The organism is Nostoc sp., assembly GCF_036919575.1.
In the GTDB taxonomy this organism is placed as follows: domain Bacteria; phylum Cyanobacteriota; class Cyanobacteriia; order Cyanobacteriales; family Nostocaceae; genus Nostoc.
Map to the genome: position 1 here is coordinate 1 of NZ_JBALBY010000002.1, position 21,715 is coordinate 21,715.

The following is a 21,715-nucleotide window of genomic DNA, read 5'->3' on the forward strand; positions in this document are numbered from 1 at the left end:
TCCGACTTCCGACTTCATTAATCCTGTTTCTCCTGATGCCTCCCGACGAGCAGCTTACTACTTCTATTTTATAAGAGCGATCGCCCCATTCCAAGTATTGCGATCGTATCTAAAATGTAAACTGTCATCACTATGATCCCGTTTTATTTTACTTAAGATTGATCCTCTAAAGTATCTGGAGCTATACCAACGCCTTTGGTAATTGCTCCGCGCCTAGAACCAATGAGACAACAGGAACTAGTTACTGATTATTAGATTTCACAAAAATTCCATCACTTTGAACAACTTTTCCATCAACTGCACTATGCATTTGTTCGAGATTCCCTTGATACTTAAAACCCAAGTTCGTTAAAATTTTGTAGATATCATCAAATAGTAATTGACCTTCATACAACATTTCTAGTGATAACTCAATTATTAAAACATCTGCTTTTTTAATTGTCTGTATGCCACCTGAAATCACTTTATCCTCAAATCCTTGAACATCTAATTTGATTAAAATAGGTTTTTCCAAAACCATCTGATCTGCAATTTCATCTAAACTAGAAATATTAATTTCTTCTTGTATAGATATTCCTTTTGAAAAAGGAAAAACATCTTCATGCAATTTATTCATAGAAAGCAGAGATGAAGATTGCGAAAAGTTACAGCGATTAATATTTATTTTCCCTGAAATATCTCCTAATGCTATATTGAATGAGTGAAATTTATTAATACTAGAGCAATTGGCTACCAACTTCTTATGGCAATCAGGCAAAGGCTCAAATGAATAAATTGTTGCCATTGGAAGAATTTTATTTATATATCTTGTAAATTGTCCTTCGTTTGCCCCAACATCAATTACTGTTTTAATTCCATAATTTTCTAGCCAAAGTGTTTTTTGTTTTTCTTGTCTAATCTTATGTTCTATTTTATATAATTCATATCCCATAAAATGGAAGATTTTCAATATTAAAGCTTTTGTTAATTTTACTATGTTCATGTATTCAAAACTCATTATATGGAAATTTCAATAATCAGAGCTTTGGGCTTACTAAAAGTCTTCTGTCCCCCTCGATAATCCGGTCTTCGTATGCTTGGCTTGAACTTATCTAATCATTTCCAGGGGTATTTCTATACAACCTCGCCCCCAAGATTGCATAAGCACGCAGCTTGCACCATGTATTGGAAAGCGAACTACTTCTAAAGATAGAGCGTTATCAACACGATCAAGATACTCAATCCATGGAAAGCACAAATCCAAACTTATAGAGTAAGACCCAACAGCAAGTTGATGAATAGGGAAAGAGAAAGAGAAAGAAGTTAAACCTTCCTCTAATTGTATCAGCTGGCCAGGATAATATAACCCAAAATTACCAAAACCTACTGCTACTCCCATAGAGTCATATACCCTCATTTCTAGGGAAACTTTAGATTTTTTTTTACTGTATATCTCAACATTTACTTGGGCTATACCATCAAGCGTGGTGTTATAGATAAGTTTTCCGAATGTTAATGTTGGATTACTATTTCCCAGTTGTGGGCGCACAAACGAATCTGATGCAGGAGCATCTTGCAAGTAAAATTGTATTACCGATACAGGATCTTCATCTGCAAAAATACTACCTGAGCGAAGAAGTATACATCGTGAGCATAATGATTGAATTGTACTCATATTGTGACTGACAAACAAAATCGTTCGACCCTGTTGAGCTACATCCTGCATCTTCCCCAAACATTTCTTCTGAAACTGAGCATCTCCAACTGCTAGCACTTCATCCACAATTAAAATCTCCGGTTCTAAATGCGCCGCCACCGCAAACGCCAAGCGCACATACATCCCCGATGAATATCGCTTGACAGGCGTATCTAAAAACTTTTCTACCTCAGCAAACGCCACAATCTCATCAAACTTGCGCTTAATTTCTACCTTGCCCATCCCCAGAATTGCACCATTAAGATAGATATTCTCTCTACCAGTCAACTCTGGATGAAAGCCTGTACCCACCTCCAACAAACTAGCAACTCTTCCCTTAATTTTGATGCTTCCTGTTGTCGGTTCAGTAATCCGGCTTAAAATCTTTAATAGTGTAGATTTTCCCGCACCATTGCGCCCAATAATTCCAACTCTGTCACCCTGTTTAATCTCAAACGATACATCCTTCAGCGCCCAAAACTCTTCCTGGGAATTTTGGATTTTGGATTTTGGATTTTGGATTAGATTACCAAAGGACTTAACTTTATTAGCAATCACATCGCGCAGTGCAGTGTAACTTTCTTGCTGTTGATGCCCAATAATATATTTTTTACCTAAATTTTCAACTCGAATAACAGTGTCAGACATTAGCTTTTCAGTTATCAGTAGGTATAAGTCCGCAGCGATGAGGAACGACAAAGCGATCGCTTGCCTTCGGGATGCTCCTTCGCATTTATGAATGATTTAGGATTGCGATCGTTTAGCCTCCACCATCATTTGCACAACCTGCTTCATCTTATATTTCGCCTGCCATCCCAGCTTCTCCTTCGCCTTAACTGGATTACCTCTACCCACTGCTAAATCTGTAGGTCGCAGCAGGCTATTATCGATCACAACATGGTGATGCCAATCTAAATTCACAGATGCAAATGCTGCTGCGACAAATTCCTCTAATGAACTGCTCTCTCCCGTAGCAATGACATAATCATCCGGCTGTTCCTGTTGCAGCATCAAATACATCGCCTCCACATATTCCGGCGCCCAACCCCAGTCACGCTGAATCTGCATATTTCCCAAATAAAGCTGCTCAGTGCTACCTTGAGCAATGCGACAAGCAGCCGCAACAATCTTTTGAGTCACAAATCTTTCTGGTCGCAACGGAGATTCATGATTAAATAGAATCCCAGAACAGGCAAACAAACCATAAGCTTCCCGATAGTTAGCAACTTCCCAAAAAGCAGCAGCTTTAGCCACAGCATAAGGGCTTCTGGGGCGGAATGGGGTTGTTTCATCAGCAGCAGTTTGGCCAGTATCCCCAAAACATTCACTAGAACCAGCATTATAGAGTTTGATTGGCACACCCAAAAAGCGAATAGCTTCTAATAAATTCAGAGTCCCAGTAGTGATACTTTCTAAAGTTTCTACTGGTTGTTCAAAAGACAAACCAACTGAACTTTGTCCTGCCAAATTGTAGATTTCATCTGGCTGGATTTTTGTCAGCACTTGCAATACACTCCGAAAGTCATTTAGAGCCATTGACTCTAACTTCACCTGGTCACGGATAGCTAAGTTAACCAAATTTTGGAAAGAGGAAATCTGGGCATCTCGTGAACTACCACAAACGCTATAGCCTTGATTAAGAAGTAACTGTGCCAGGTAAGCTCCATCCTGACCCGATATTCCACAAATGAGAGCTTTTTTCATTAGCTTATTTTAGAGGATGTTTTAAAAGTATTGGGCAAATATAACGGGAGCATCTCAGTGAAAGCAAATTACCAAATGAGAAACAAGATTATTGCTCCCTCTCCTTACCAAGGAGAGGGTTGGGGTGAGGTTTTACAAGGCTTTTTACACTCATTAAGATGCTCCCAATATAACTTTAAATCACATCTGCGAAAGTCCGTTCCACCTTACGAAAATACCAAATTCCACTAATGAATAGCAAAATTACTAATCCCAAAGATAGCAAAAAACCTGAGAGATATAACTTTGACTCACCCCCTAAAATCGCCCAACGGAAACCATCAATCACTCCTACTATCGGGTTCAGGGAGTATAACAACCGCCATTTTTCGGGAACAACACTGCTGCTAAATCCTACTGGCGAGATATACAAACCAAACTGCACAATAAACGGCACAATGTAACGAAAATCTCGATATTTGACATTTAGAGAAGCAAACCATAATCCCGCCCCCATTGAAGCAGCAAAGGCAATAGCAATAAACAGTGGTAGTGTCAGAATTCGCCAACTGGGGACAAAGTTATACCAAGCCATTAACCCCAATAAAATCATCCCGGAAATTAGGAAGTCTACGAAGCTAACTACTACTGCACTTGTCGGTACAATTAAGCGGGGAAAATATACCTTTGAGATTAAGTTAGCATTGCCAATCAAACTATTGCTGCACTCCGAGAGTGAGTTGGCGAAGAATTGCCAAGGCAACATCGCTGAAAAAACTAGAATTGGATAAGGCACACCCTCGGAAGGCAACTTTGCCAATTGTCCAAACACAATTGTAAAAACTACCATAGTCAAAAACGGACGAATCAGTGCCCAAGCAATGCCGATCGCAGTTTGCTTATACCGTACCAAAATATCACGCCAAGCAAGAAAATAGAATAATTCTCTATAGCGCCATATGTCTTTCCAATACTGGTGGTCTGTGCCTCCAGCTTCAATCACTAACTCCTGTTGAGAGACAATTTTTGGATCACTCATAATTATTGATTGAAGATTAATATGTTTGACAAAATGGCACTAATAACACTTAACTCACAAATTGGAAACCTTTAACACCTTGATAACCAACATATCTGGCACTCTTACGCGTAAACTCCCCAACAGAAGGATTCCCCAAAGCATCAATCACTCCGCTTACTTGCTGCCATAGTTCTTGTGGTGCTACCGAAATTTCATAACTGCGATCGCCACACTTATGAATATGATACCAAGTTGTTTGCTGACACTCGTCACACCAAAAAGCTTCTAACCATTCCCCTTCTATAGCCACTGCCGCTTGGTTAGCTACTAACATCAACGCATTCCGCCGACTCATCCCTCGTTCCTGTAATTGACCTGCTTGGTCAGCAAACATTTTATATTTCTGACTGACGCTATCGATATAGCAGCTATGAATGGGGCAATAAATAGCCCGTCGCTGAGAACGTTTCCGATTTCGGTCACACCTCTTCTGCAATTTCACCTCCTGTATAGACAACAACTATGAGCAAGGAAGGCTATGTTGGAGGGACTGAGATCAATAAGACCATCGAAGCCCAACTCCTAAAAAAATACTGCAAAAATATTCAATTAACAAAAACGGTTTAGTTTAAGTTCCCCGGTTCAATAAAAAAGCAAGTATGTAAGTCTTGTTCTGTCTTACAAAGTTGCTCAAGAGGGGAGACCCCAAGACCGCAATGCAGCGCTGTCTTGAGAAATCGCTCCACTTGGGGCTTTGCCCAAGACCGCGTTTCTCGCTAAATCCCCGTTACAAAACTATACTTCCGACTTCCGACTTCCGACTTCCGACTTATTTAATTCCAATATACTTATTTTAGATCGCTTTGATATCTGGCTATTATCTGATCAGACAATAGTGCCTGCTGCAAAACATCTAAGTATTGTTGAGAGATAACTCCCGGTGTAAAGTGCGACGTTCGCAAATACTGGCGACCTGCTTTGCCCATTTGTTCTCCTATTTGTGGATCTCGATTCAGAAAGCGAATAAATTGCGCTAGACCTTGACCATCTCCATTATCAAATGTCCCACCACAGTTGGCTTCAGCCATTAGTTCTCTCAGATATGAAGTCTGTGAGCAAATTACTGCTATTGGTCGCCCAGAGGCTAAAGCTGAATAAAATTTGCTGGGAACAACTAAACCCTCTGTAGTTGCATCCACACTCACTAGTGATAGATCGCAAGCTGTTAAAGAATAGGGTAACACTTGCTGATCTTGATAAGGTAAAAACGTAAAATTGTTCAGCCCTAATCGATTTACTTCCGTGATTAATTCTTCGCGTTTGGCACCACCACCAATGCAGACAAACTGAATTGGCTCGTCTTGTAGTTGCTTTGCAGCTTCTAACATGGTGTCGATGTCATGGCAGCGACCCATATTGCCAGAATAGAGGACGCTAAATTTGTTAACTAAATTATACTTCCAAGCAAACCAGTTTTCTTGTTTGACAATCGGCACGATCGCTTCTGGGTTAGCCCAACTGTGAATTATAGAAATCTTATTAACTACTTCGGGACAATGCGCTAATACCTGTTCTTTCATCACCGGACTAAGTACTATAATCCCCTTGGCTTTTAGCCAAACCTGTTTGTTGATCCCACGCCACAAGCGTACTAGCCAGTGACGCTTGGAAATTACGCCTAGTGCGATCGCAATATCAGGGTATAGATCGTAGAGTACACACACATAGGGCAATCGGAACAATAAATAAGCCAGATATCCGATAACTGGCAAAAATGGGGGAGCTGTAGTTATTAGTAATATATTCTTGCGACGCCAAGCTCTGAGCAGGTAGAGCATAGCACGTAAAGTATATAGTACTCCATTAACAGCTTTACCACGAATTCTTCCCGTCCAAATTTGGGCAGTGCGCGATCGCTGAATTCTGATTTGATCAGCCCATTCAACTGCTGGGGCCGTATGAGAGCTAAACGCATATCCTGGCTGACTTGTAAATACTTCAACCTCCACCCCTTGCTTCGCTAACTGTTTCACTAGTTCTTCAATCAACTGCCCTGTAGCAGCATAATCTGGGGGAAAAAATTGGGTTAGTACAGATAGTTTAATTGATTTTTGAGTTTTTATAGAAGGTTTATTCCTTGCATCTAACTCAGTGGAAATCGATGGCAATAATTGTTGATTAATCCATTGATTAAGTTCATTAAGTCTCATCATCTATGTTCCTAGTCTAGAGTAGAAAAAGGCTTGTTTATTCTCTCAATGTTTGAAAGATTCAAGCTATGTATTAAAGTTTCCCTAAGCGGAACGAGTTAAAGCAAAAAGCCTAATCTCTCTTTAGGACTGAGATGCTTTACCAAGAAAGAATAAAGGCATCAGCTGTCAGAACAAAGCTCAGTCGGCGAGCTTCTGAATAAAGGGGTTTAAGACCCCCACTAAATATGCAGATTTAGTGGTCAACAATAAAGTGATGGTAACAGAGCTTGCCCAACTCTTGGAGACGCTACGCGTAGCTTGCTTCCCGAAGGGTACGGCAGGCGGTAACACCTGCCCTGAGCTTTTGCCTGCCCTGAGCTTGTCGAAGGATCGAAGTGCGGGTTTGAATCCCTCACTGATAGCGCTACGCTTTCTCATGTCCACGAGCGTCTTCATTCTGACTCCTGACTTTTGAATTCTTCTTGGAACACTACGCACCCTGTGGCAAGGCTTTTCTACGAAAAGCTACCTAAACTAGAACAATAATTATACAAAGCTCACTGTTCAAACATCCTTAAAGGGATTTAAAGATATCATCATTGAGTTTTATTTTTTAGGTGTAACATCTGTTACGCCCCACCTTATCATGTTTCAATTATGAAGACCAAAACCTCATCAAAACTTTATATTCTCAAAGATATACTAGCAAAATCTTTATAAAATAAATATTTTTAGTACTTACGCACTGTCTAAATTGATTAGTATCTATATACTATATTTAACGAAAATAAGGCGTTTCAGGCTTTTCTTAATCATCCTTTGATAAGTCGCCGAGGCATAGCCCAACCCCGTTATTGCTGAAAAAGCGTCGAAAAATCAAGTTTTAATACCTGAAACTCCTGTTTGATATTTGGTATTTTTTGTCAATGCTTGAGTTCTGTTGTTATACTTTGAGCAAGCAAATACCAAGTAAGTACTGAAAGTTGCACTTTTTACTTGCTTTATTACGTGCGGCACTCCATAAAAAATACAGAGCTTTCATTAAAGAGAATATGAAGTAAGTATTATCTTTAGTATATATTAGTACTTAACTTCAAGATACTTAACTGAAAGTTTCAGAAGCCTTTTTACTGCTCCCGTTCAGTGCATTACCAACTATTAAACACATGATAGAGAATTATCCTTCTCAAAATTCAAGTTCTAATGGCAGTCATAACTCTGTGCCTCCATTTCCTCAAAATCAACCTGTTCGCTGGGCCCAAGAACAAGAAGAAGAATGGAAGTTTCAAGAATTTATAAGTATTTTACGGCGACGATCGCTACTCATGACAAGTGTAACGATTGCTTTGATGACAATTGTAGTGATTAACTTGGTGGTAAACGAGAAGCCCCCAGAATATGAAGGCAGTTTTCAACTGTTGGTAGAACCAGTAAATGATGATCCCAAAGTTGTGGATGTTGTCAAAGACTTGAACTCACAGAAGTCTAGTCTAGATTATGAAAGCCAAATTCAGGTTCTTAAGAGTCCTGAACTGATGAAAAGCACTCTTAAACAGTTGCAAGCCTCCTATCCAGAAATCAACTATTATTCTCTGATCGAATCTCTAAAGATTAATCGCTTACAAGAAACCAAGATTATAGAAGTTCGTTATCAAAATAGCAATCTAAAGCAGACTCAATTTGTACTAGAGCGAATAGCAGAGAATTACTTAGACTATAGTCAACTAAGGAGGCAAACCCAGTTACGTCAGGGGGTTCAGTTTGTTGAGAAACAACTGCCATTTATCCAAAATCGGGTCGATCAAATCCAAAAAGAATTGCAACTTTTTCGACAAAAGTATAATTTTAATGATCCAGAAACCCAAGTAACGCAAATTGCTTTACAAACTGCTGAATTCTCTCGACAAAAACAAGTAATTGATCTACAGTTAGCCCAAGTTCGTGCTAATTTTGCTATCCTACAAGGAAAAAATGGAGCAACAACAATTCTGAATAATGCTCCTTTATATCAACAGTTGATTGCTCAAATACGCCTATTTGATCTTCAGATTGCTACAGAATCAACTCGTTTGCAAGAAGAGAATCCCAGCATCCAAACATTGAAAGATAAACGAGCTAGTCTTTTACCTTTGCTACGTCAAGAGTCAGAGCGCTTATTGAGTGTAGAGTTTGCCCAAATAGCGACACAGTTTCAGACCTTAGAAGTACAAAGCCAAGAACTTGCCAAAATAGAACAAAAATTTGCACAACGACGGAACCAACTGCCAATTCTGATCCGGCATTATACTGAATTACAGCGCAAATTGCAAATTGCTACTGAAAGTTTAAATCGGTTTCTATCAACCCACGAAAATCTCCAAATTGAAATATCCCAATCGGATAATGGCTGGCAATTACTTCAAAGACCAACTACCCCAGATATTCCTATTGATGCTTTTTCTAACCAACGCAATTTTATACTGGGATTGGTTGCAAGCATCCTCGCAGCAATTGGTATTGTCTTACTTGTAGAAAAGCTAGATAATACCTACCATACTGTTGATGAACTGAAAAAAAAGCTCAAGCAACCATTGTTAGGAAATATTCCTTTTGAAAAGCAAGTTCAAACTAAGAAAAACCGCAGTTTTAATCAAAAAACTTCCTTAGCAAATATCCAAAATTCTTCTTCTCCCTTAATGGCTGGGTTGGCTGTTTTACCAGATCAAAAGTATGGTGACTCTTCTACCAACTTTTTAGAAGCCCTACGGGTACTTTATACCAATATTCAACTACTCAGTTCCGATCGCCCGATTCGCTCTATAGTTATTAGTTCAGCTATGAGTGGTGATGGGAAGTCAACAGTTGCCCTCAATCTAGCTCAAATAGCTACAACAATGGGGCAACGAGTCTTACTTGTAGATGCTGATCTTCGTAAACCCACAATTCACGAGCTATCAGGTTTAAATAATCTATGGGGATTAAGCAATTTAATTTCTACAAACTTGCCATTAGGAGAAGTAATACGACAACTACCTTCCATGAACCAATTATCTGTAATCACCTCTGGACCAATACCACCCGATCCGACAAAGTTGCTCTCATCTCAAAAAATGAAGCAACTAATGGCAGATTTACATAACAGTTTTGACCTAGTGATTTATGATGTCCCTCCTTTGGTGGGATTAGCCGATGCTAGCCTGATAGTACCCCACACTGATGGGCTTTTGATAGTAGTCAGGGTTGAAAAAACAAATTCCTCAATGCTAAAAGCAGCTTTAGATAACCTGAAAATTTCTCGGTTGAATATATTGGGCATAGTTGGTAATGCTCAGAAAAGTACCAACAAGAGTTATTATTATTATTAGGAAATAAATAGTCGCATCAGCACTAACACTAGCTAACTACAACCAAAGTGCGACTTGATTACCATAGGGATGGAAAATCAAATATTTCGGCAGGGCAGTTGTCTTTGTGGTGAATACTCAAAGCACGGAGTTACAGTATGAACGATACTCAAAAACTACTTGCAATTCAACAAGAGCTTGAGCAAATTGGTGAGAGGTTAGGAGCGATTTTTACAATAGATCATCCTCAATTTAATGATGTCTTTGAAGACATTGGCGCTGCTGGATACTATATCCAAGAAGCTGGTTATCGTCTGAATGCTGCGATAAAAACTGTAAAAGGTGATGGAGAATCTGAACATGAATCAACCAATTAGTCAGTTGCGTTAGCGTAGCTCACCGTAGGTATCGCCATCACACTTGTCAAGTTAAAATTTGGTTTTTATAGTAAAAATTTTACGTCATACAGAAAACATCTTTGCGATCGCAAACCAGATTGCTATGATCAGCATTAAGAATTTGCAATAAGCCAAGCTTATGTCTTCGCCATTTCCAGGGATGAACCCCTATCTAGAAAATCCTGAACTGTGGCCAGAAGTTCACAGTCGATTAATTATTGCGATCGCAGATGCAATTGCTCCTCAACTGCGACCTAAATATCGAGTGGCGGTTGAGAAACGGGTATATCAAATGATAGATGAAAATTCTATTCTAGTTGGTATTCCTGATGTGGTTGTAGGACGTTCTTTAACAAACACAGAAAAAGAAACTTCTAATATTGCAGTAGCCGCATCGCCTACAAAACCGATAACTGTCAACGTTCCCATTCTACAGGAAGTGCAAGAAGGATACTTAGAAGTTCGAGAAGTGGGAACAGGAAAAATTGTAACAGTGATTGAGATTCTGTCCCCAAAAAATAAGCGGACTGGGGAAGGAAGAAAGGCATACGAAAGTAAACGTCAGCAAGTATTAGGTAGCTTCACTCATCTGCTAGAAATAGACTTGCTGCGTGGTGGCGAACCCATGCCAATCTTGGGTAATCAAATTAAGTCAGACTATCGGATTTTGGTAAGTCGTAGTGAATCTCGCCCCAAGGCAGAATTATATCCTTTTGGACTGCAAGAGCAGATTCCAGCTTTTTTGTTACCCATACATCGGGGTGATACAGAACCATTAGTAGACTTACAAATATTGCTAAACGGCGTATACGATCGCGCCGGATTTGATTTGGCTATAGACTACACTCGTGAACCAGTTCCGCCCCTTGGAGATGTTGATGCAGCTTGGGTATTTGAGTTGTTAAAAGAGCAGGGATTACGTTAAGTTTGGGTTGATTTGTTTTCTTAGCCATTGACGAAATGCTCTCAGCGTTGGACTTCTACCTAAAGTTCGGCTCTGTTCGACAAACTGAGGAATTACTTCAACAATGGGCAAGTTGGGAAAAGTAGAACTAATTTCAGACTCAATGTATTTACGATCCTGAAAAATATTAATTTCTAGCTTACCATCTTCATATCGCCACAGTTCAGGAACTCCTAATGCTTCGTAAGCATCTAGTTGAGTTTTGGAAGTAACATCAACTTCAATTGCTAAATCAGGTGGCGGATCAATTGTCAAGTCTATTCGCTCTTTACCAATCATTTGAGCATGATTTTGAATGTAGAAAGAGTCATCAGGCTCTACACCAAAAGCCATATCTTCACGTTTAAAGGTTGTTGAGCCAAATGTTTCACAGTCAATTTCTAACTCCTCCAGCAGAATTTTCACCAAATCCCCAATGATGACTTTGGCTTTCTCATGCTTCGGTAACGGCATTCTCATCTCCAAAGTTCCGTTGCTGTAAGCCAATCGAGCCGCTCGATGGTCGCCAAGTTCTTCTAAAATCGCCTCAAATTCTTGCCAGCTAACATCGTGGAGTATTACTCTATGTCCCGGCGGAACACTTAATTGTCTTAATTGAAGTGTTACCATCACTTACCATTGAAATTTCATGTTTAAATTTGCAAAAGCCAAGATGTAACTATCGTAGCAAGGAATAATCTTGGACTGTCAAACTTTTTATTTATGATATGTGTAAAATGTTACTTTAGCGATATTTTAGGGAAAACTATAACTGTAGCTTCTCTAATAGAACAAAGTTGAGAAATAGTTATGGATTTAAATGGATTAATTTGGACTAAAAATATTAGACCTTCAGCAAGTGATGGTTGGGCTTATCAAAGCATACCTACCATAGAGCCAAATTTAAAGATTTTCGCTTTACACTGGAAAAATTTAGAACATAAAGATGAAAGAGGTGCAAAAGCGCCACAGGAAGGTGAACTGATAATTTTAAGACAATATGGCAAAGTAACACACATTGTTCAAATGCTAAACAATCAACTTTATCCTGATAATAGTTATGGAGACGAGTTTAATATTTATCGTCTTGTACAAGTAGTTTGGATGACAGATAATTGGGATCATTCTCCAAAAAATGACGAAGTATTTGATTGTGCTATTAAATTCCCTCGATTTGGAAAAGCAATAAAATTGGAAAATATACAAGCATTCCAAGAACGTTGGGGTCAAGGAGGATTAGCGTTTCAACAGCACGTTCAAAGTGTATTAAATATTCACTAACAAAAAGCCCTGCACCTTTAAGCGCAGGGCTTTGATTTTAGATTAATCCAAAATCTAAAATCCAAAATTTAAAATTACTTGCCGTTGCTATTACCATTAATTTGAATGACACGTTCAGCAAGCTTTTCAGGTACTTCCTGAAGATGGTCATATTCCCAGTGCAAGGAACCAACGCCGAGAGTGAGCGATGCCTACGGCGGGCAAAGCCTACGCACCTGTGTACTTGACGCGGTGCGACAAAGTTAGGAGTACCCAAACACGACTTTGGAGTACCCAAACACGACTTTGGAGTACCCAAATACGACTTTGGAGTACCCAAATACGACTTTGGAGTACTTCAACACAACTTTGGAGTACTTCAACACGACTTTGAAGTACCCAAACACGACTTTGGAGTACCCAAACACGACTTTGGAGTACCCAAACACGACTTTGGAGTATCCAAATACGACTTTGGAGTACCCAAATACGATTTTGAGGTATCTGTTGCTTATACCAAATTGCCTTTGGTTGTCATTTTTAACGCGATTTAGTTATTAGCCCGAAACTTACAGCTATTTTCAGGTAAATAGACCACGCGGTAGGGGCACAGCAATGCTGTGCCCCTACAACAGATGTAGTTCAAATACATGAAAACTGCTGTAAAGTTCCGGGCTAGTGTTGATTTTAGATTAATCCAAAATCTAAAATCCAAAATCTAAAATTACTTGCCGTTGCCATTACCATTGCTGTGAATCACACGTTCAGCAAGCTTTTCCGGCACTTCTTGAAGATGGTCATATTCCCAGTGGAACGAACCAACGCCAAGAGTGAGCGATCGCAGCTCTACAATAAAGTTTTGCATCTCTGCTTGTGGCAAGTATGCAGAGACATTATCCCAGCCTTGCCAATCGTTTCTGCCTTCATAGCCTAAAATTTGCCCCCGTCTACCACTCACCAGTTGCAGCACTTTCGAGGTAAATTCGCTAGGTGTGCTAACATCCACCCGCAGAATTGGTTCTAACAAGGTAGGTTCCGCTTGGGGTATCCCCGTTTGCATTGCTAATCGGGCAGCTTGCTTAAAGGCTTGTTCGGAACTATCAACGTTGTGATACGAACCATTAGTCAGAGTTACCGCCAAATCCACTATTGGAAAGCCCAAAGGCCCATGTGTCAGAAATTCCCGCACGCCCATTTCCACCCCAGGAATGTACTGTTTGGGAATCACGCCGCCGACAATAGTTTCATTAAAATTAAAGCCTGTACCGCGTGGTAAAGGCTTAATTTCGAGAAAAACATCACCAAATTGTCCGTGACCACCGCTTTGATGCTTGTAGCGCCCATGAACTGAAGCCACTGTTTTGCGGATGGTTTCTTTGTAAGGCACTTGCGGTGAGTGGGTTGTCATCGGCAAGTTATATTTGCGGCGCAGTCTGTCGAGGGTGACTTGCAAATGAATTTCGCCTTGACCCCACAGAATTACTTCGTGAGTATCGCCGTGTTGTTCCCAAGCAAGTGAGGAATCTTCTTCTAACAACTTGGTAATGGCACTGCTGAGTTTAACTTCATCGTTACGCTTTTCTGGTGTAATGGCAAGAGCATACACAGGTTCCAAGTGTGCAGCTTTGGGTAATTTTATTTGCTGTTCTATAGAGATTGTATCGCCTGTTTTGACTCCTTCTAAACGGCTCAATGCGACAATTTCACCAGCACTAACTTGGTTAACAAATTGCTGTTGTTGTCCCATGAGGCGGTAAATTCCACCAGTACGAATGCCATTGAGGACAATACCATCAGTTAATTTGCCCCGCCAAACACGCACCAGAGAGAGTTTGCCACCTTGAGGAGTGTAGTAAGTTTTTAATACCTGCGCTAGAGGTGTATCACCTTTTAAGTTTTTTAAACGACGTTCTGCTGTGGTTTCTGGTTCGGGGGCTTCCCGTAACAAGGCTTCTAATAGAGGTCTAACACCATAATCTTGTTCTGCAATACCAAAGAAAACGGGCACTACTAAATCTGCCCCTAATTCCATTTTTAAATCTTTGAGGATTTCTTCTTGGGGTGGTTCGATATCTTCTAAAAGTTCTTCGAGTAAATGATCGTCAAAATTTGCTAAGGCTTCGAGCATTTGGGCCCGTGCTGTATGTTCTTCTTCTTTTAAACTTTCGGGGAAGGGAATAGGGTCAGCAGGTGCGCCTGGATGATATTGATATGCCTGTTCGCTCACCATATCAATAAAGCCGGTGAGTTGTTCCCCGTTCATGATCGGATATTGATGCGCTACCAAAGGACGGCTAGATACTGCTTTCAGGGCGTGTAACGTTTCCAAAACGTGAATATTTGCACGATCCATTTTGTTGACGAAGACGAGGTGGGGAATTTCCCAATCGTCTAAGAATTTAAATAGAGGGGCAAGGGTGAGGACTCGTTCGCGTATGGGTTCGCAAACTACAATTGCCGCATCCACTCCGATTAAAGCATTGTACGTTTCTTGGGCAAATTCTACACTTCCCGGACAGTCGATAAAAGTGAAGCGAATGTCGTTATACTCAGTGCTAGCGGCGCTGACTTCTACACTCATCTGGCGATCGCGCGACTCAGCAGCACTATCTCCCACTGTATTGCTGTCTTTAACACTCCCTTTGCGGGAAATTGTCCCTGTGACAAATAACAAGCTTTCTAGTAAAGTGGTTTTTCCACTTAAATAAGGCCCGACAATTGCAACATTCCGCGAACCCGATTTTACTTTTTCGTTCATAAAACCTCCCTTGCGGTAAGTCTTTTATAACCGCATTATTCTGCTGTATATATCAGGGATAAAAAAATGGTTCTCTGGAGTCAAAATTACCCCTTCTTTAATTCGTTATTATCCTCCCTTTAATCGAAACTTAAAAAAATTGTAGCCTGTCGTAAGATTTAGCTTAAGAAAAGTTAAGTATCACAAACTTTCATGCCAAATAAAAAATTTTTGTAAAAAAGTCCTTATGAAGTAAATTTAACTGAAAGTGTTGCGAGTCAGAAAATCAATGGGATTATCATTCTCTAAATATCGCATAGCAGGGTTATTCAGAAGGCAGAAGGCAGGAGGCAGAAGGCAGAAGGAACCCACCCTTAAAAGGGTGAGATTGAAACAAGGACATTTTATACCTCGCTGCAAGCAGTCTTGGTATAATTATTTATTTTTACTGAGCTTTAAACTCAGAACTAAAGTTCTCATTATACTTTCTTACCTTCTGCCTTCTGCCCTCTGCCCTCTGCCTTTCTTTGTAAGTTTGACTTTGTTGGTTGTGAGTATTTCCTCGCCCTCTCTTTCTCTATCTCCTCCTGTCGCCTTAAAGCTGGCACAATCTCATGCTAAAACTGCCCTAGACTGGTTAAACCAAGGCTTACAGGCAATTCAGGCGGGAAAAGTACAAGATGCGATCGCGGCCTTTAAAAAAGCAGCCCAATTAGATCCGACATTAGCACCAGCGCACTATAATTTAGGGCTAGCATTCCGACAAACGGGAAAATTACAACCCTCTGCGGACGCATTTTATCGAGCAACGCAAGCCGATCCTAAATTTGCTCCAGCTTTTGCTAATTTAGGTGGTGCGTTGTTGGAAGGCAATAATTTACAATTAGCTAACGATTATTTGCAACGAGCGTTAGAACTCGATCCCAAACTAGGATTTGCCCACTATAACTTGGGGTTGCTACGAGAACAGCAACGAGATTGTGAGCGAGCGATCGCATCTTTTAAAAAAGCCATAGAATATAGCAAAAATGCACCAGAGCCTCCTTACCATATGGGGATGTGTTATCTCCAACAAGGTAAAGTAGATCAAGCAAAAGATGCCTTTCGTAAGGCAGTAAAAATTAATCCAAAGTATCCAGAAGCTTACTATAATCTCGGTTCAATTTGGTTTATCCAGCACAAATTAGAGGAGTCCTTAGAGGCTTTTAGAAAATCAGCCGAAGCTAACTCGAACTATCCCAACGCTTATTATGGTGCAGGCTTAGTTTTTATCCAGTTACAGCAATATGGAAATGCAGTACAAGTATTGCAATTTGCTAGAGATTTATACAATGCTCAGAGGAATCCTCAGTGGGCAAAAAATGCCGAGCAATTGTTGCAACAAGCACAAAATTTAAATTACCAACCTCGCTGAGGCGCAAAATCTTAATATTGCATAACATAAAAGTATTGGGTTGACTCGCTGGTGTTGTCTGAACTAGTCCCGATTGGAATAAAACGTACATGCAAAAGCGCCTGAAGAGTCGATTTTTATTTAGCGATCGCTGGCTTGATCGGCACTCAATTGTTCGCAACATGGAAGCCTTCCAAGACTTAATTGTGATTGTCTTGTGTTTGGGATTGTTTGCCGTCATGCTGATCCAATTGTGGGGGATAGCTATTGCCATCACGCAGCCCCTAGACTATAAACATGTGACTGCAAAAATACTATTTGTGTTGATTTTAGTCGAGTTATTCCGACTATTAATGGTCTATTTGCAAGAACATAGTATCTCTGTGGGAGTGGCAGTTGAGGTAACAATTGTATCTCTACTGCGAGAGATAGTAGTTCACGGTGCGCTGGAAATTTATTGGGTTAATACGCTGGCAATTTGTGGATTGTTGTTTGTTCTGGGTGGACTACTTGTGGTGTGTGCTAAGACGCCACACATGGATTGTATGAGCGCTAACACTAAGGTTTGTCCGGTTGCGTATAGAGGAGGTAGGGAACGGCAAAATGAGTTGGAATTGCAGTATTCACGTCAATGTGATGAGAATCAACCGCTTGGATGAATTGTTATGACAAATGGGGAGTGGGGAGTGGGGAGTGGGAGTGGTGAAAAAGTATTTTCCTACTCTGCACTCCTTTGCTTAAGGCTGCATCAGGAACTTTGATGTATAGTATTGGTATAGATTACAATTTTAAATTGCCAGTTGCAAAAAAATTGTAGGTTGGGTGGAGGCTTTGCGTAACCCAACATTCTTAATGAAGTCGGAAGTCGGAAGCGATGCCCTGAGCTTTGTCGTACCCTTCGGGAAGCAAGCTACGCGCAGCGTCTCTAAGAGTTGGGTACAGTTTTGTAACGGGGATAAAGACTCATTGCCACAAAACTTAAAGCCGTCCTTTATGACGGGGTTTTATACCCAACATCTTGATAATTAGTTGGGTTGCGCTCCGCTCCACCCAACCTACGTCTAATGCACTATTAAAGCCATGAGAGTCCACTACGTGCATTTCACTAATCTTATACTAGTCCTATATCAGCTAGACTGATTCTGGGCTGCTTGTTGTACTTGCGCCACTGTTAAATCGAGAGCCACCGCCACTTGTTCCACACTCAACCCCAATGCCAACAATCGGGGAATAGCTTCTAACTTAGCTTCCTGGCGACCTTCCTGGCGACCTTCTTCTAAGCCGTCTTCTTTGATTGATTGATACATCCTTGTCTTTTTGAATTCCTCGTCTATACCCAACATTTCTGCTAACTCCTCTCGGCTTAACCGGGTAAATTTGTACATTTGTTATAGCGTCAAAACCTCACCTCCAACCCCTCTCCTTACTAAGGAGAGGGGAGATAAAGCACAGCTTTATCGGGGTGAGGTTAAACGCTATATCTCCTTTACTTAGATACCAACTGATTAACTGGAGCAATGCCAGCTAAATCCAAAATTGGCGCGATCGCATCTTCACGTTTCACCGCCATCATATGCACACCCTGACATAATTGCCGCGCTATTTGCACTTGTTCGGCGGCAATTTTTATTCCTTCCTCAAAAGGGTCTTTGGCTTTTGCCAATCTATCAATAATATGCTGGGGAATATTTACACCCGGAACACATCTATTAATAAACTGAGCATTTTTTGCCGACTTCAACAGAAAAATTCCTGCCAGAATCGGTTTTTTATAGCCAGCAGCAATTGTGTCCATAAACTTTTCTAGCCGCTCAAAATCGGTAATCAACTGACTTTGAAAAAACTGCGCTCCGGCTTCGATTTTGCGTTCAAATCGACTTTGCAAACCCGACCAACTCTGACATTGCGGATCTACTGCTGCACCCACAAATAAATCTAAGGCTCCATCAGTCAAAGGTTTTTCGTTGTAATCAACGCCTTGATTCATCTTCCGAATTAGTTGCAGCAGTCGTACAGCTTCTAGGTCAAATACAGCTTTGGCATCTGGATGATCGCCTGCTTTTACTGAGTCGCCAGTCAAAGCTAAAATGTTATGTATGCCTAAAGCATGAGCGCCCATCAAATCAGCTTGTAAACCAATGCGATTGCGATCGCGGCAAGCAATTTGACAAATCGGCTCTATGCCGTTTTGTAACAAAATCACCGACGCCATTAACGAAGACATCCGTAACACGGCGCGGCTACCATCAGTAACATTGACAGCATGAACCCTTCCCTTAAGAGTCGCCGCCATTTGAATCATGTGCGCTGGATCTCCCCCTTTCGGCGGTGCTACCTCGGCGGTAACGAGAAATTCACCAGCTTGTACAGCTCTCTTGAAGGGTGTGGGGCTATGGGTGTGATGCATAAAATTAAGAATTTCAATTTCTTCAAGAAGAATTCAGGAGTCAGAATTCAGGAGTCAGAATCACTCTCGTGGGGGATTGGGACCCACCAAATTTAAAATTTGGTGGGGGACTTAAACCCGTTTATTCATCCACTAGTCGCACAGAATTCAATTCTGAATTCTGGCTCCTGACTCTTGAATTCTTTCTTGTTAAATGGTATAGCAAATCACACCTAAAAGTGAAACCTTATACAGGAAGAGAGAAGCCTAAAGCAGCTTTTACTTGTGATAAAGTTTGATTTGCGATCGCCCTAGCTTTTTCCCCTCCATCCCGCAACACAGACTCTAAATAGCTTTTGTCTGCCGTTATCGACTGATATTTCTCTTGAATTGGTTTCAGGGACTCAATTATTGTGTCTGTCAATAATGGCTTAAATTGTCCCCAGCCCATATCCTGACACTCAATTGCGACATCTTCCTTTCTCTTCCCAGAAAGCAATGTATACACCGTTAACAAGTTATTACACTCTGGACGCGCTGGATCATCAAAAGTCAGCCCACGAATCGGATCGGTTTTACAACGCTTAATCTTATATTGAATCTGTTCTGGCGAATCTAGCAAACTGATCCGGCTTAAGTCGGAAGGATCAGACTTCGACATTTTGCGTGTACCGTCCGCCAAACTCATCACCCTCGCCCCTTCCTTACGAATTAAAGGATCTGGTAACTTCAGAACTGGTTGATCTGGTTTACCAAATTGGTGATTTAACCGAGCTGCAATATCCCGTGTCAATTCCAAGTGTTGCTTTTGGTCTTCACCCACTGGCACTTTATCCGCTTGGTAAAGCAAAATATCAGCTGCCATTAACACAGGGTAATCCAACAAGCCTGCACTCACATTTTCTCCCTGTTTCACAGCCTTTTCCTTAAACTGGATCATGTCTTGCAGCCAGTTTAGAGGTGTAATGCAGTTGAGCAACCAGGTGAGTTCACTGTGAGCCGAAACGTGGGATTGTACAAAGATGGTGGAGTGATTTAAATCAAGACCACAAGCTAGATAGAGAGCAACAAGGGTGTAGGTATCAGCTGCCAACTGCTTTGGGTCGTGTGGTACTGTAATCGCATGCAAATCAGCCACAAAAAGGTAATTTTCGTATTCGCTCTGACCTTCTACCCAGTTGCGAATAGCTCCCAAGTAGTTACCTAGATGGTAATTGCCGGTTGGTTGAACTCCAGAAAGAACACGTTGCTTGCCCATAAATTCCAACTTAGTTATCTCAAATCTGCGCTATGTAAAGTGGCGATGTCTGGCGACAAGTCGCTTGCGCCTACGCAAAACTCATTTAATTTTGACATTTTCCAGGTCAACTGGCCGTTGTAGAATGAGAGATTTTAACTCAACTTAGATTGCGATAGAAACTCTTCACGAAGGAAAACGACAGCTTGTAGCGACTATCTTGAATGTTAAGTGCGATCGCAAAAGAAAAAGCTGTAAATAAGTCGATACAATCGCATAGCAAATTGTGCCAAGATGTCCCTGTACTGTTAACGCTGGCAACGGTGGGCGTTTTGCTGTCCGCGAGCTTGACTGGGGCCAGGATGTGGCGCATTTCTATTTTGAAGCTTAAGGACGTTAAAAGACTAATGAAGCAATACTCTCAGCTCACAATTATTTCTTACGTACTAGGTCCTACTTTGATCGTCGTGAGTCATTTAGGATCACTACTCATTATTGTTACTGGCTTATCGTGGGGTGCTGCCTTATGGGCCGTGTTCTTATATATAATACGAATGCTGGCAACTACCGGCATCTACCATCGGCTACTCACCCACAAGAGCTACCAGGCTCCAACCTCAGTTCTATGCGTTGGCAGCATCGTAGCTGCTTCAGCCGGGCAGATGGGGCCAAGTTGGTGGAAAGCTCACCACGTAGCCCATCATCAATGCTCAGACCAGGAAAAAGATCCTCATTCCCCCTATATGCCTTTCAAGGGAATCAAAGGATTCTGGTGGTCTCAAGCTGGATGGCTATTCTCCCCACAGTTTTTTCCCTCGAAGCTTCCCACCGATGTTGAGAATAATCTGGTTTTGAAGATTGTTGACCGTTTGCACTTCATTCCCACCGTTGCTCTCGGTGCGTTCTCCTACTACATCGGTGGATATGAATATCTCGGCGCTTTTTTCCTCAGCACGACTGTCCTCTTCCACTGTGTCGCCACCGTCAACTCACTCAGCCACATACTGGGCGATCAACCCTTCATAACCAACGACTACAGTAGAAATCATTGGCTCGTCGCGTTTCTGACTCTGGGTGAAGGCTGGCATAATCTTCATCATGCATTCCAGTCATCAGCCCGACATGGTATAACCGTGCGAAAAGGACAGGTTGCTTATCTTCCAGACCCAACATTTTGGTTCATCAGAATGCTTGAGTTCCTGAACCTGGCATCAAAGATTAGAGTCCCTTCTGAAACAGAACTTCTCGCTTGCGCCAGAAACCGAAACTGTCAGAACTCAGTGTTCAAGGCTGAAGCAAAGACATCCGTCTAATATTCTAGTTGACAATTGAGACTAAGTAAGTCGGTCAAATTAAATATAAAACCTCACCCTGCCTCCGGCTTCCCTCTCCTTAGTAAGGAGAGGGATTGAGGGTGAGGTTTGATCTTATGTTTGATTACGCCTACCTACTTATACCCTTCAACGC

General features: G+C 41.2%; 19 protein-coding genes. 7 read left to right on the forward strand and 12 right to left on the reverse strand.

The window, feature by feature from the left end; genetic code table 11:
* Positions 1-241 precede the first annotated feature (241 nt).
* The 6 genes from V7K27_RS00560 to V7K27_RS00585 all read right to left on the reverse strand — a co-directional run bounded on the left by V7K27_RS00560 (position 242) and on the right by V7K27_RS00585 (position 6,592).
* Positions 242-982 carry an FkbM family methyltransferase gene (locus tag V7K27_RS00560; protein WP_334943296.1) on the reverse strand — a complete coding sequence of 247 codons (741 nt, stop codon included), beginning with the start codon at positions 980-982 and terminating at the stop codon, positions 242-244.
* A gap of 105 nt (positions 983-1,087) precedes the next feature.
* The gene (locus tag V7K27_RS00565; RefSeq protein WP_334943298.1) at positions 1,088-2,323 is read right to left on the reverse strand and encodes an ABC transporter ATP-binding protein; all 1,236 of its coding nucleotides are present in this window, start codon (positions 2,321-2,323) and stop codon (positions 1,088-1,090) included.
* 96 nt (positions 2,324-2,419) lie between these two features.
* Positions 2,420-3,379 carry a GDP-mannose 4,6-dehydratase gene (locus tag V7K27_RS00570; protein WP_334943300.1) on the reverse strand — a complete coding sequence of 320 codons (960 nt, stop codon included), beginning with the start codon at positions 3,377-3,379 and terminating at the stop codon, positions 2,420-2,422.
* A 175-nt stretch (positions 3,380-3,554) separates the two neighbouring features.
* Positions 3,555-4,397: an ABC transporter permease gene (locus V7K27_RS00575; protein ID WP_334943301.1), complete on the reverse strand. Its 843-nt coding sequence runs from the start codon at positions 4,395-4,397 to the stop codon at positions 3,555-3,557.
* A gap of 49 nt (positions 4,398-4,446) precedes the next feature.
* Positions 4,447-4,875 carry a hypothetical protein gene (locus tag V7K27_RS00580; protein WP_334943303.1) on the reverse strand — a complete coding sequence of 143 codons (429 nt, stop codon included), beginning with the start codon at positions 4,873-4,875 and terminating at the stop codon, positions 4,447-4,449.
* Between the two features lie 352 nt (positions 4,876-5,227).
* The gene (locus tag V7K27_RS00585; protein ID WP_442947574.1) at positions 5,228-6,592 is read right to left on the reverse strand and encodes a glycosyltransferase family 4 protein; all 1,365 of its coding nucleotides are present in this window, start codon (positions 6,590-6,592) and stop codon (positions 5,228-5,230) included.
* A 1,148-nt stretch (positions 6,593-7,740) separates the two neighbouring features.
* Here V7K27_RS00585 and V7K27_RS00590 point away from each other — a divergent pair.
* The 3 genes from V7K27_RS00590 to V7K27_RS00600 all read left to right on the forward strand — a co-directional run bounded on the left by V7K27_RS00590 (position 7,741) and on the right by V7K27_RS00600 (position 11,217).
* Positions 7,741-9,915, forward strand: coding sequence for a GumC family protein (locus V7K27_RS00590; RefSeq protein WP_442947575.1), 2,175 nt, complete (start codon positions 7,741-7,743; stop codon positions 9,913-9,915).
* A gap of 137 nt (positions 9,916-10,052) precedes the next feature.
* Positions 10,053-10,271, forward strand: coding sequence for a hypothetical protein (locus tag V7K27_RS00595; RefSeq protein WP_334943307.1), 219 nt, complete (start codon positions 10,053-10,055; stop codon positions 10,269-10,271).
* A 160-nt stretch (positions 10,272-10,431) separates the two neighbouring features.
* A complete protein-coding gene (locus tag V7K27_RS00600; RefSeq protein ID WP_334943309.1) occupies positions 10,432-11,217 on the forward strand; it encodes a DUF4058 family protein in 786 nt (261 codons plus the stop codon).
* Here V7K27_RS00600 and V7K27_RS00605 read toward each other — a convergent pair.
* Positions 11,209-11,865, reverse strand: coding sequence for a Uma2 family endonuclease (locus V7K27_RS00605; protein ID WP_334943311.1), 657 nt, complete (start codon positions 11,863-11,865; stop codon positions 11,209-11,211). The genes V7K27_RS00600 and V7K27_RS00605 overlap by 9 nt on opposite strands.
* A gap of 180 nt (positions 11,866-12,045) precedes the next feature.
* On the opposite strand from V7K27_RS00605, the gene V7K27_RS00610 reads away from it, so the two are divergent.
* The gene (locus tag V7K27_RS00610; protein WP_334943313.1) at positions 12,046-12,516 is read left to right on the forward strand and encodes a hypothetical protein; all 471 of its coding nucleotides are present in this window, start codon (positions 12,046-12,048) and stop codon (positions 12,514-12,516) included.
* Positions 12,517-12,758: 242 nt separating this feature from the next.
* Here V7K27_RS00610 and V7K27_RS36345 read toward each other — a convergent pair whose 3' ends face one another.
* Positions 12,759-13,010: a hypothetical protein gene (locus tag V7K27_RS36345; RefSeq protein WP_442947576.1), complete on the reverse strand. Its 252-nt coding sequence runs from the start codon at positions 13,008-13,010 to the stop codon at positions 12,759-12,761.
* A gap of 209 nt (positions 13,011-13,219) precedes the next feature.
* Entirely contained in the window at positions 13,220-15,253 is a 2,034-nt protein-coding gene (locus tag V7K27_RS00615; protein ID WP_334943315.1) for an elongation factor G, read from the reverse strand.
* A gap of 496 nt (positions 15,254-15,749) precedes the next feature.
* On the opposite strand from V7K27_RS00615, the gene V7K27_RS00620 reads away from it, so the two are divergent.
* Together V7K27_RS00620 and V7K27_RS00625 are read left to right on the forward strand one after the other, a co-directional pair.
* A complete protein-coding gene (locus tag V7K27_RS00620) occupies positions 15,750-16,646 on the forward strand; it encodes a tetratricopeptide repeat protein (protein WP_442947577.1) in 897 nt (298 codons plus the stop codon).
* Positions 16,647-16,735: 89 nt separating this feature from the next.
* Positions 16,736-17,284, forward strand: a complete 549-nt coding sequence (locus V7K27_RS00625) for a phosphate-starvation-inducible PsiE family protein (protein WP_334943317.1) — start codon at positions 16,736-16,738, stop codon at positions 17,282-17,284.
* A 468-nt stretch (positions 17,285-17,752) separates the two neighbouring features.
* Here V7K27_RS00625 and V7K27_RS00630 read toward each other — a convergent pair whose 3' ends face one another.
* The 3 genes from V7K27_RS00630 to trpS form a co-directional block, all read right to left on the reverse strand.
* Positions 17,753-18,010 carry an Rpn family recombination-promoting nuclease/putative transposase gene (locus V7K27_RS00630; RefSeq protein ID WP_334943319.1) on the reverse strand — a complete coding sequence of 86 codons (258 nt, stop codon included), beginning with the start codon at positions 18,008-18,010 and terminating at the stop codon, positions 17,753-17,755.
* A 101-nt stretch (positions 18,011-18,111) separates the two neighbouring features.
* Entirely contained in the window at positions 18,112-19,032 is a 921-nt protein-coding gene (locus tag V7K27_RS00635; protein ID WP_334943321.1) for a methylenetetrahydrofolate reductase, read from the reverse strand.
* A gap of 226 nt (positions 19,033-19,258) precedes the next feature.
* The gene (gene trpS, locus V7K27_RS00640; RefSeq protein WP_334943323.1) at positions 19,259-20,269 is read right to left on the reverse strand and encodes a tryptophan--tRNA ligase; all 1,011 of its coding nucleotides are present in this window, start codon (positions 20,267-20,269) and stop codon (positions 19,259-19,261) included.
* A gap of 203 nt (positions 20,270-20,472) precedes the next feature.
* On the opposite strand from trpS, the gene V7K27_RS00645 reads away from it, so the two are divergent.
* Entirely contained in the window at positions 20,473-21,561 is a 1,089-nt protein-coding gene (locus V7K27_RS00645; RefSeq protein WP_334943325.1) for an acyl-CoA desaturase, read from the forward strand.
* Positions 21,562-21,715 lie beyond the last annotated feature (154 nt).

Coding starts and splice junctions, on each gene's coding strand:
- V7K27_RS00560 (WP_334943296.1), bottom strand. CDS start 982: ATGAACATAGTAAAATTAACAAAAGCTTTAATATTGAAAATCTTCCAT.
- V7K27_RS00565 (WP_334943298.1), bottom strand. CDS start 2,323: ATGTCTGACACTGTTATTCGAGTTGAAAATTTAGGTAAAAAATATATT.
- V7K27_RS00570 (WP_334943300.1), bottom strand. CDS start 3,379: ATGAAAAAAGCTCTCATTTGTGGAATATCGGGTCAGGATGGAGCTTAC.
- V7K27_RS00575 (WP_334943301.1), bottom strand. CDS start 4,397: ATGAGTGATCCAAAAATTGTCTCTCAACAGGAGTTAGTGATTGAAGCT.
- V7K27_RS00585 (WP_442947574.1), bottom strand. CDS start 6,592: ATGATGAGACTTAATGAACTTAATCAATGGATTAATCAACAATTATTG.
- V7K27_RS00595 (WP_334943307.1), top strand. CDS start 10,053: ATGAACGATACTCAAAAACTACTTGCAATTCAACAAGAGCTTGAGCAA.
- V7K27_RS00600 (WP_334943309.1), top strand. CDS start 10,432: ATGTCTTCGCCATTTCCAGGGATGAACCCCTATCTAGAAAATCCTGAA.
- V7K27_RS00605 (WP_334943311.1), bottom strand. CDS start 11,865: ATGGTAACACTTCAATTAAGACAATTAAGTGTTCCGCCGGGACATAGA.
- V7K27_RS00610 (WP_334943313.1), top strand. CDS start 12,046: ATGGATTTAAATGGATTAATTTGGACTAAAAATATTAGACCTTCAGCA.
- V7K27_RS00615 (WP_334943315.1), bottom strand. CDS start 15,253: ATGAACGAAAAAGTAAAATCGGGTTCGCGGAATGTTGCAATTGTCGGG.
- V7K27_RS00625 (WP_334943317.1), top strand. CDS start 16,736: ATGCAAAAGCGCCTGAAGAGTCGATTTTTATTTAGCGATCGCTGGCTT.
- V7K27_RS00630 (WP_334943319.1), bottom strand. CDS start 18,010: ATGTACAAATTTACCCGGTTAAGCCGAGAGGAGTTAGCAGAAATGTTG.
- V7K27_RS00635 (WP_334943321.1), bottom strand. CDS start 19,032: ATGCATCACACCCATAGCCCCACACCCTTCAAGAGAGCTGTACAAGCT.
- trpS (WP_334943323.1), bottom strand. CDS start 20,269: ATGGGCAAGCAACGTGTTCTTTCTGGAGTTCAACCAACCGGCAATTAC.
- V7K27_RS00645 (WP_334943325.1), top strand. CDS start 20,473: ATGTTAAGTGCGATCGCAAAAGAAAAAGCTGTAAATAAGTCGATACAA.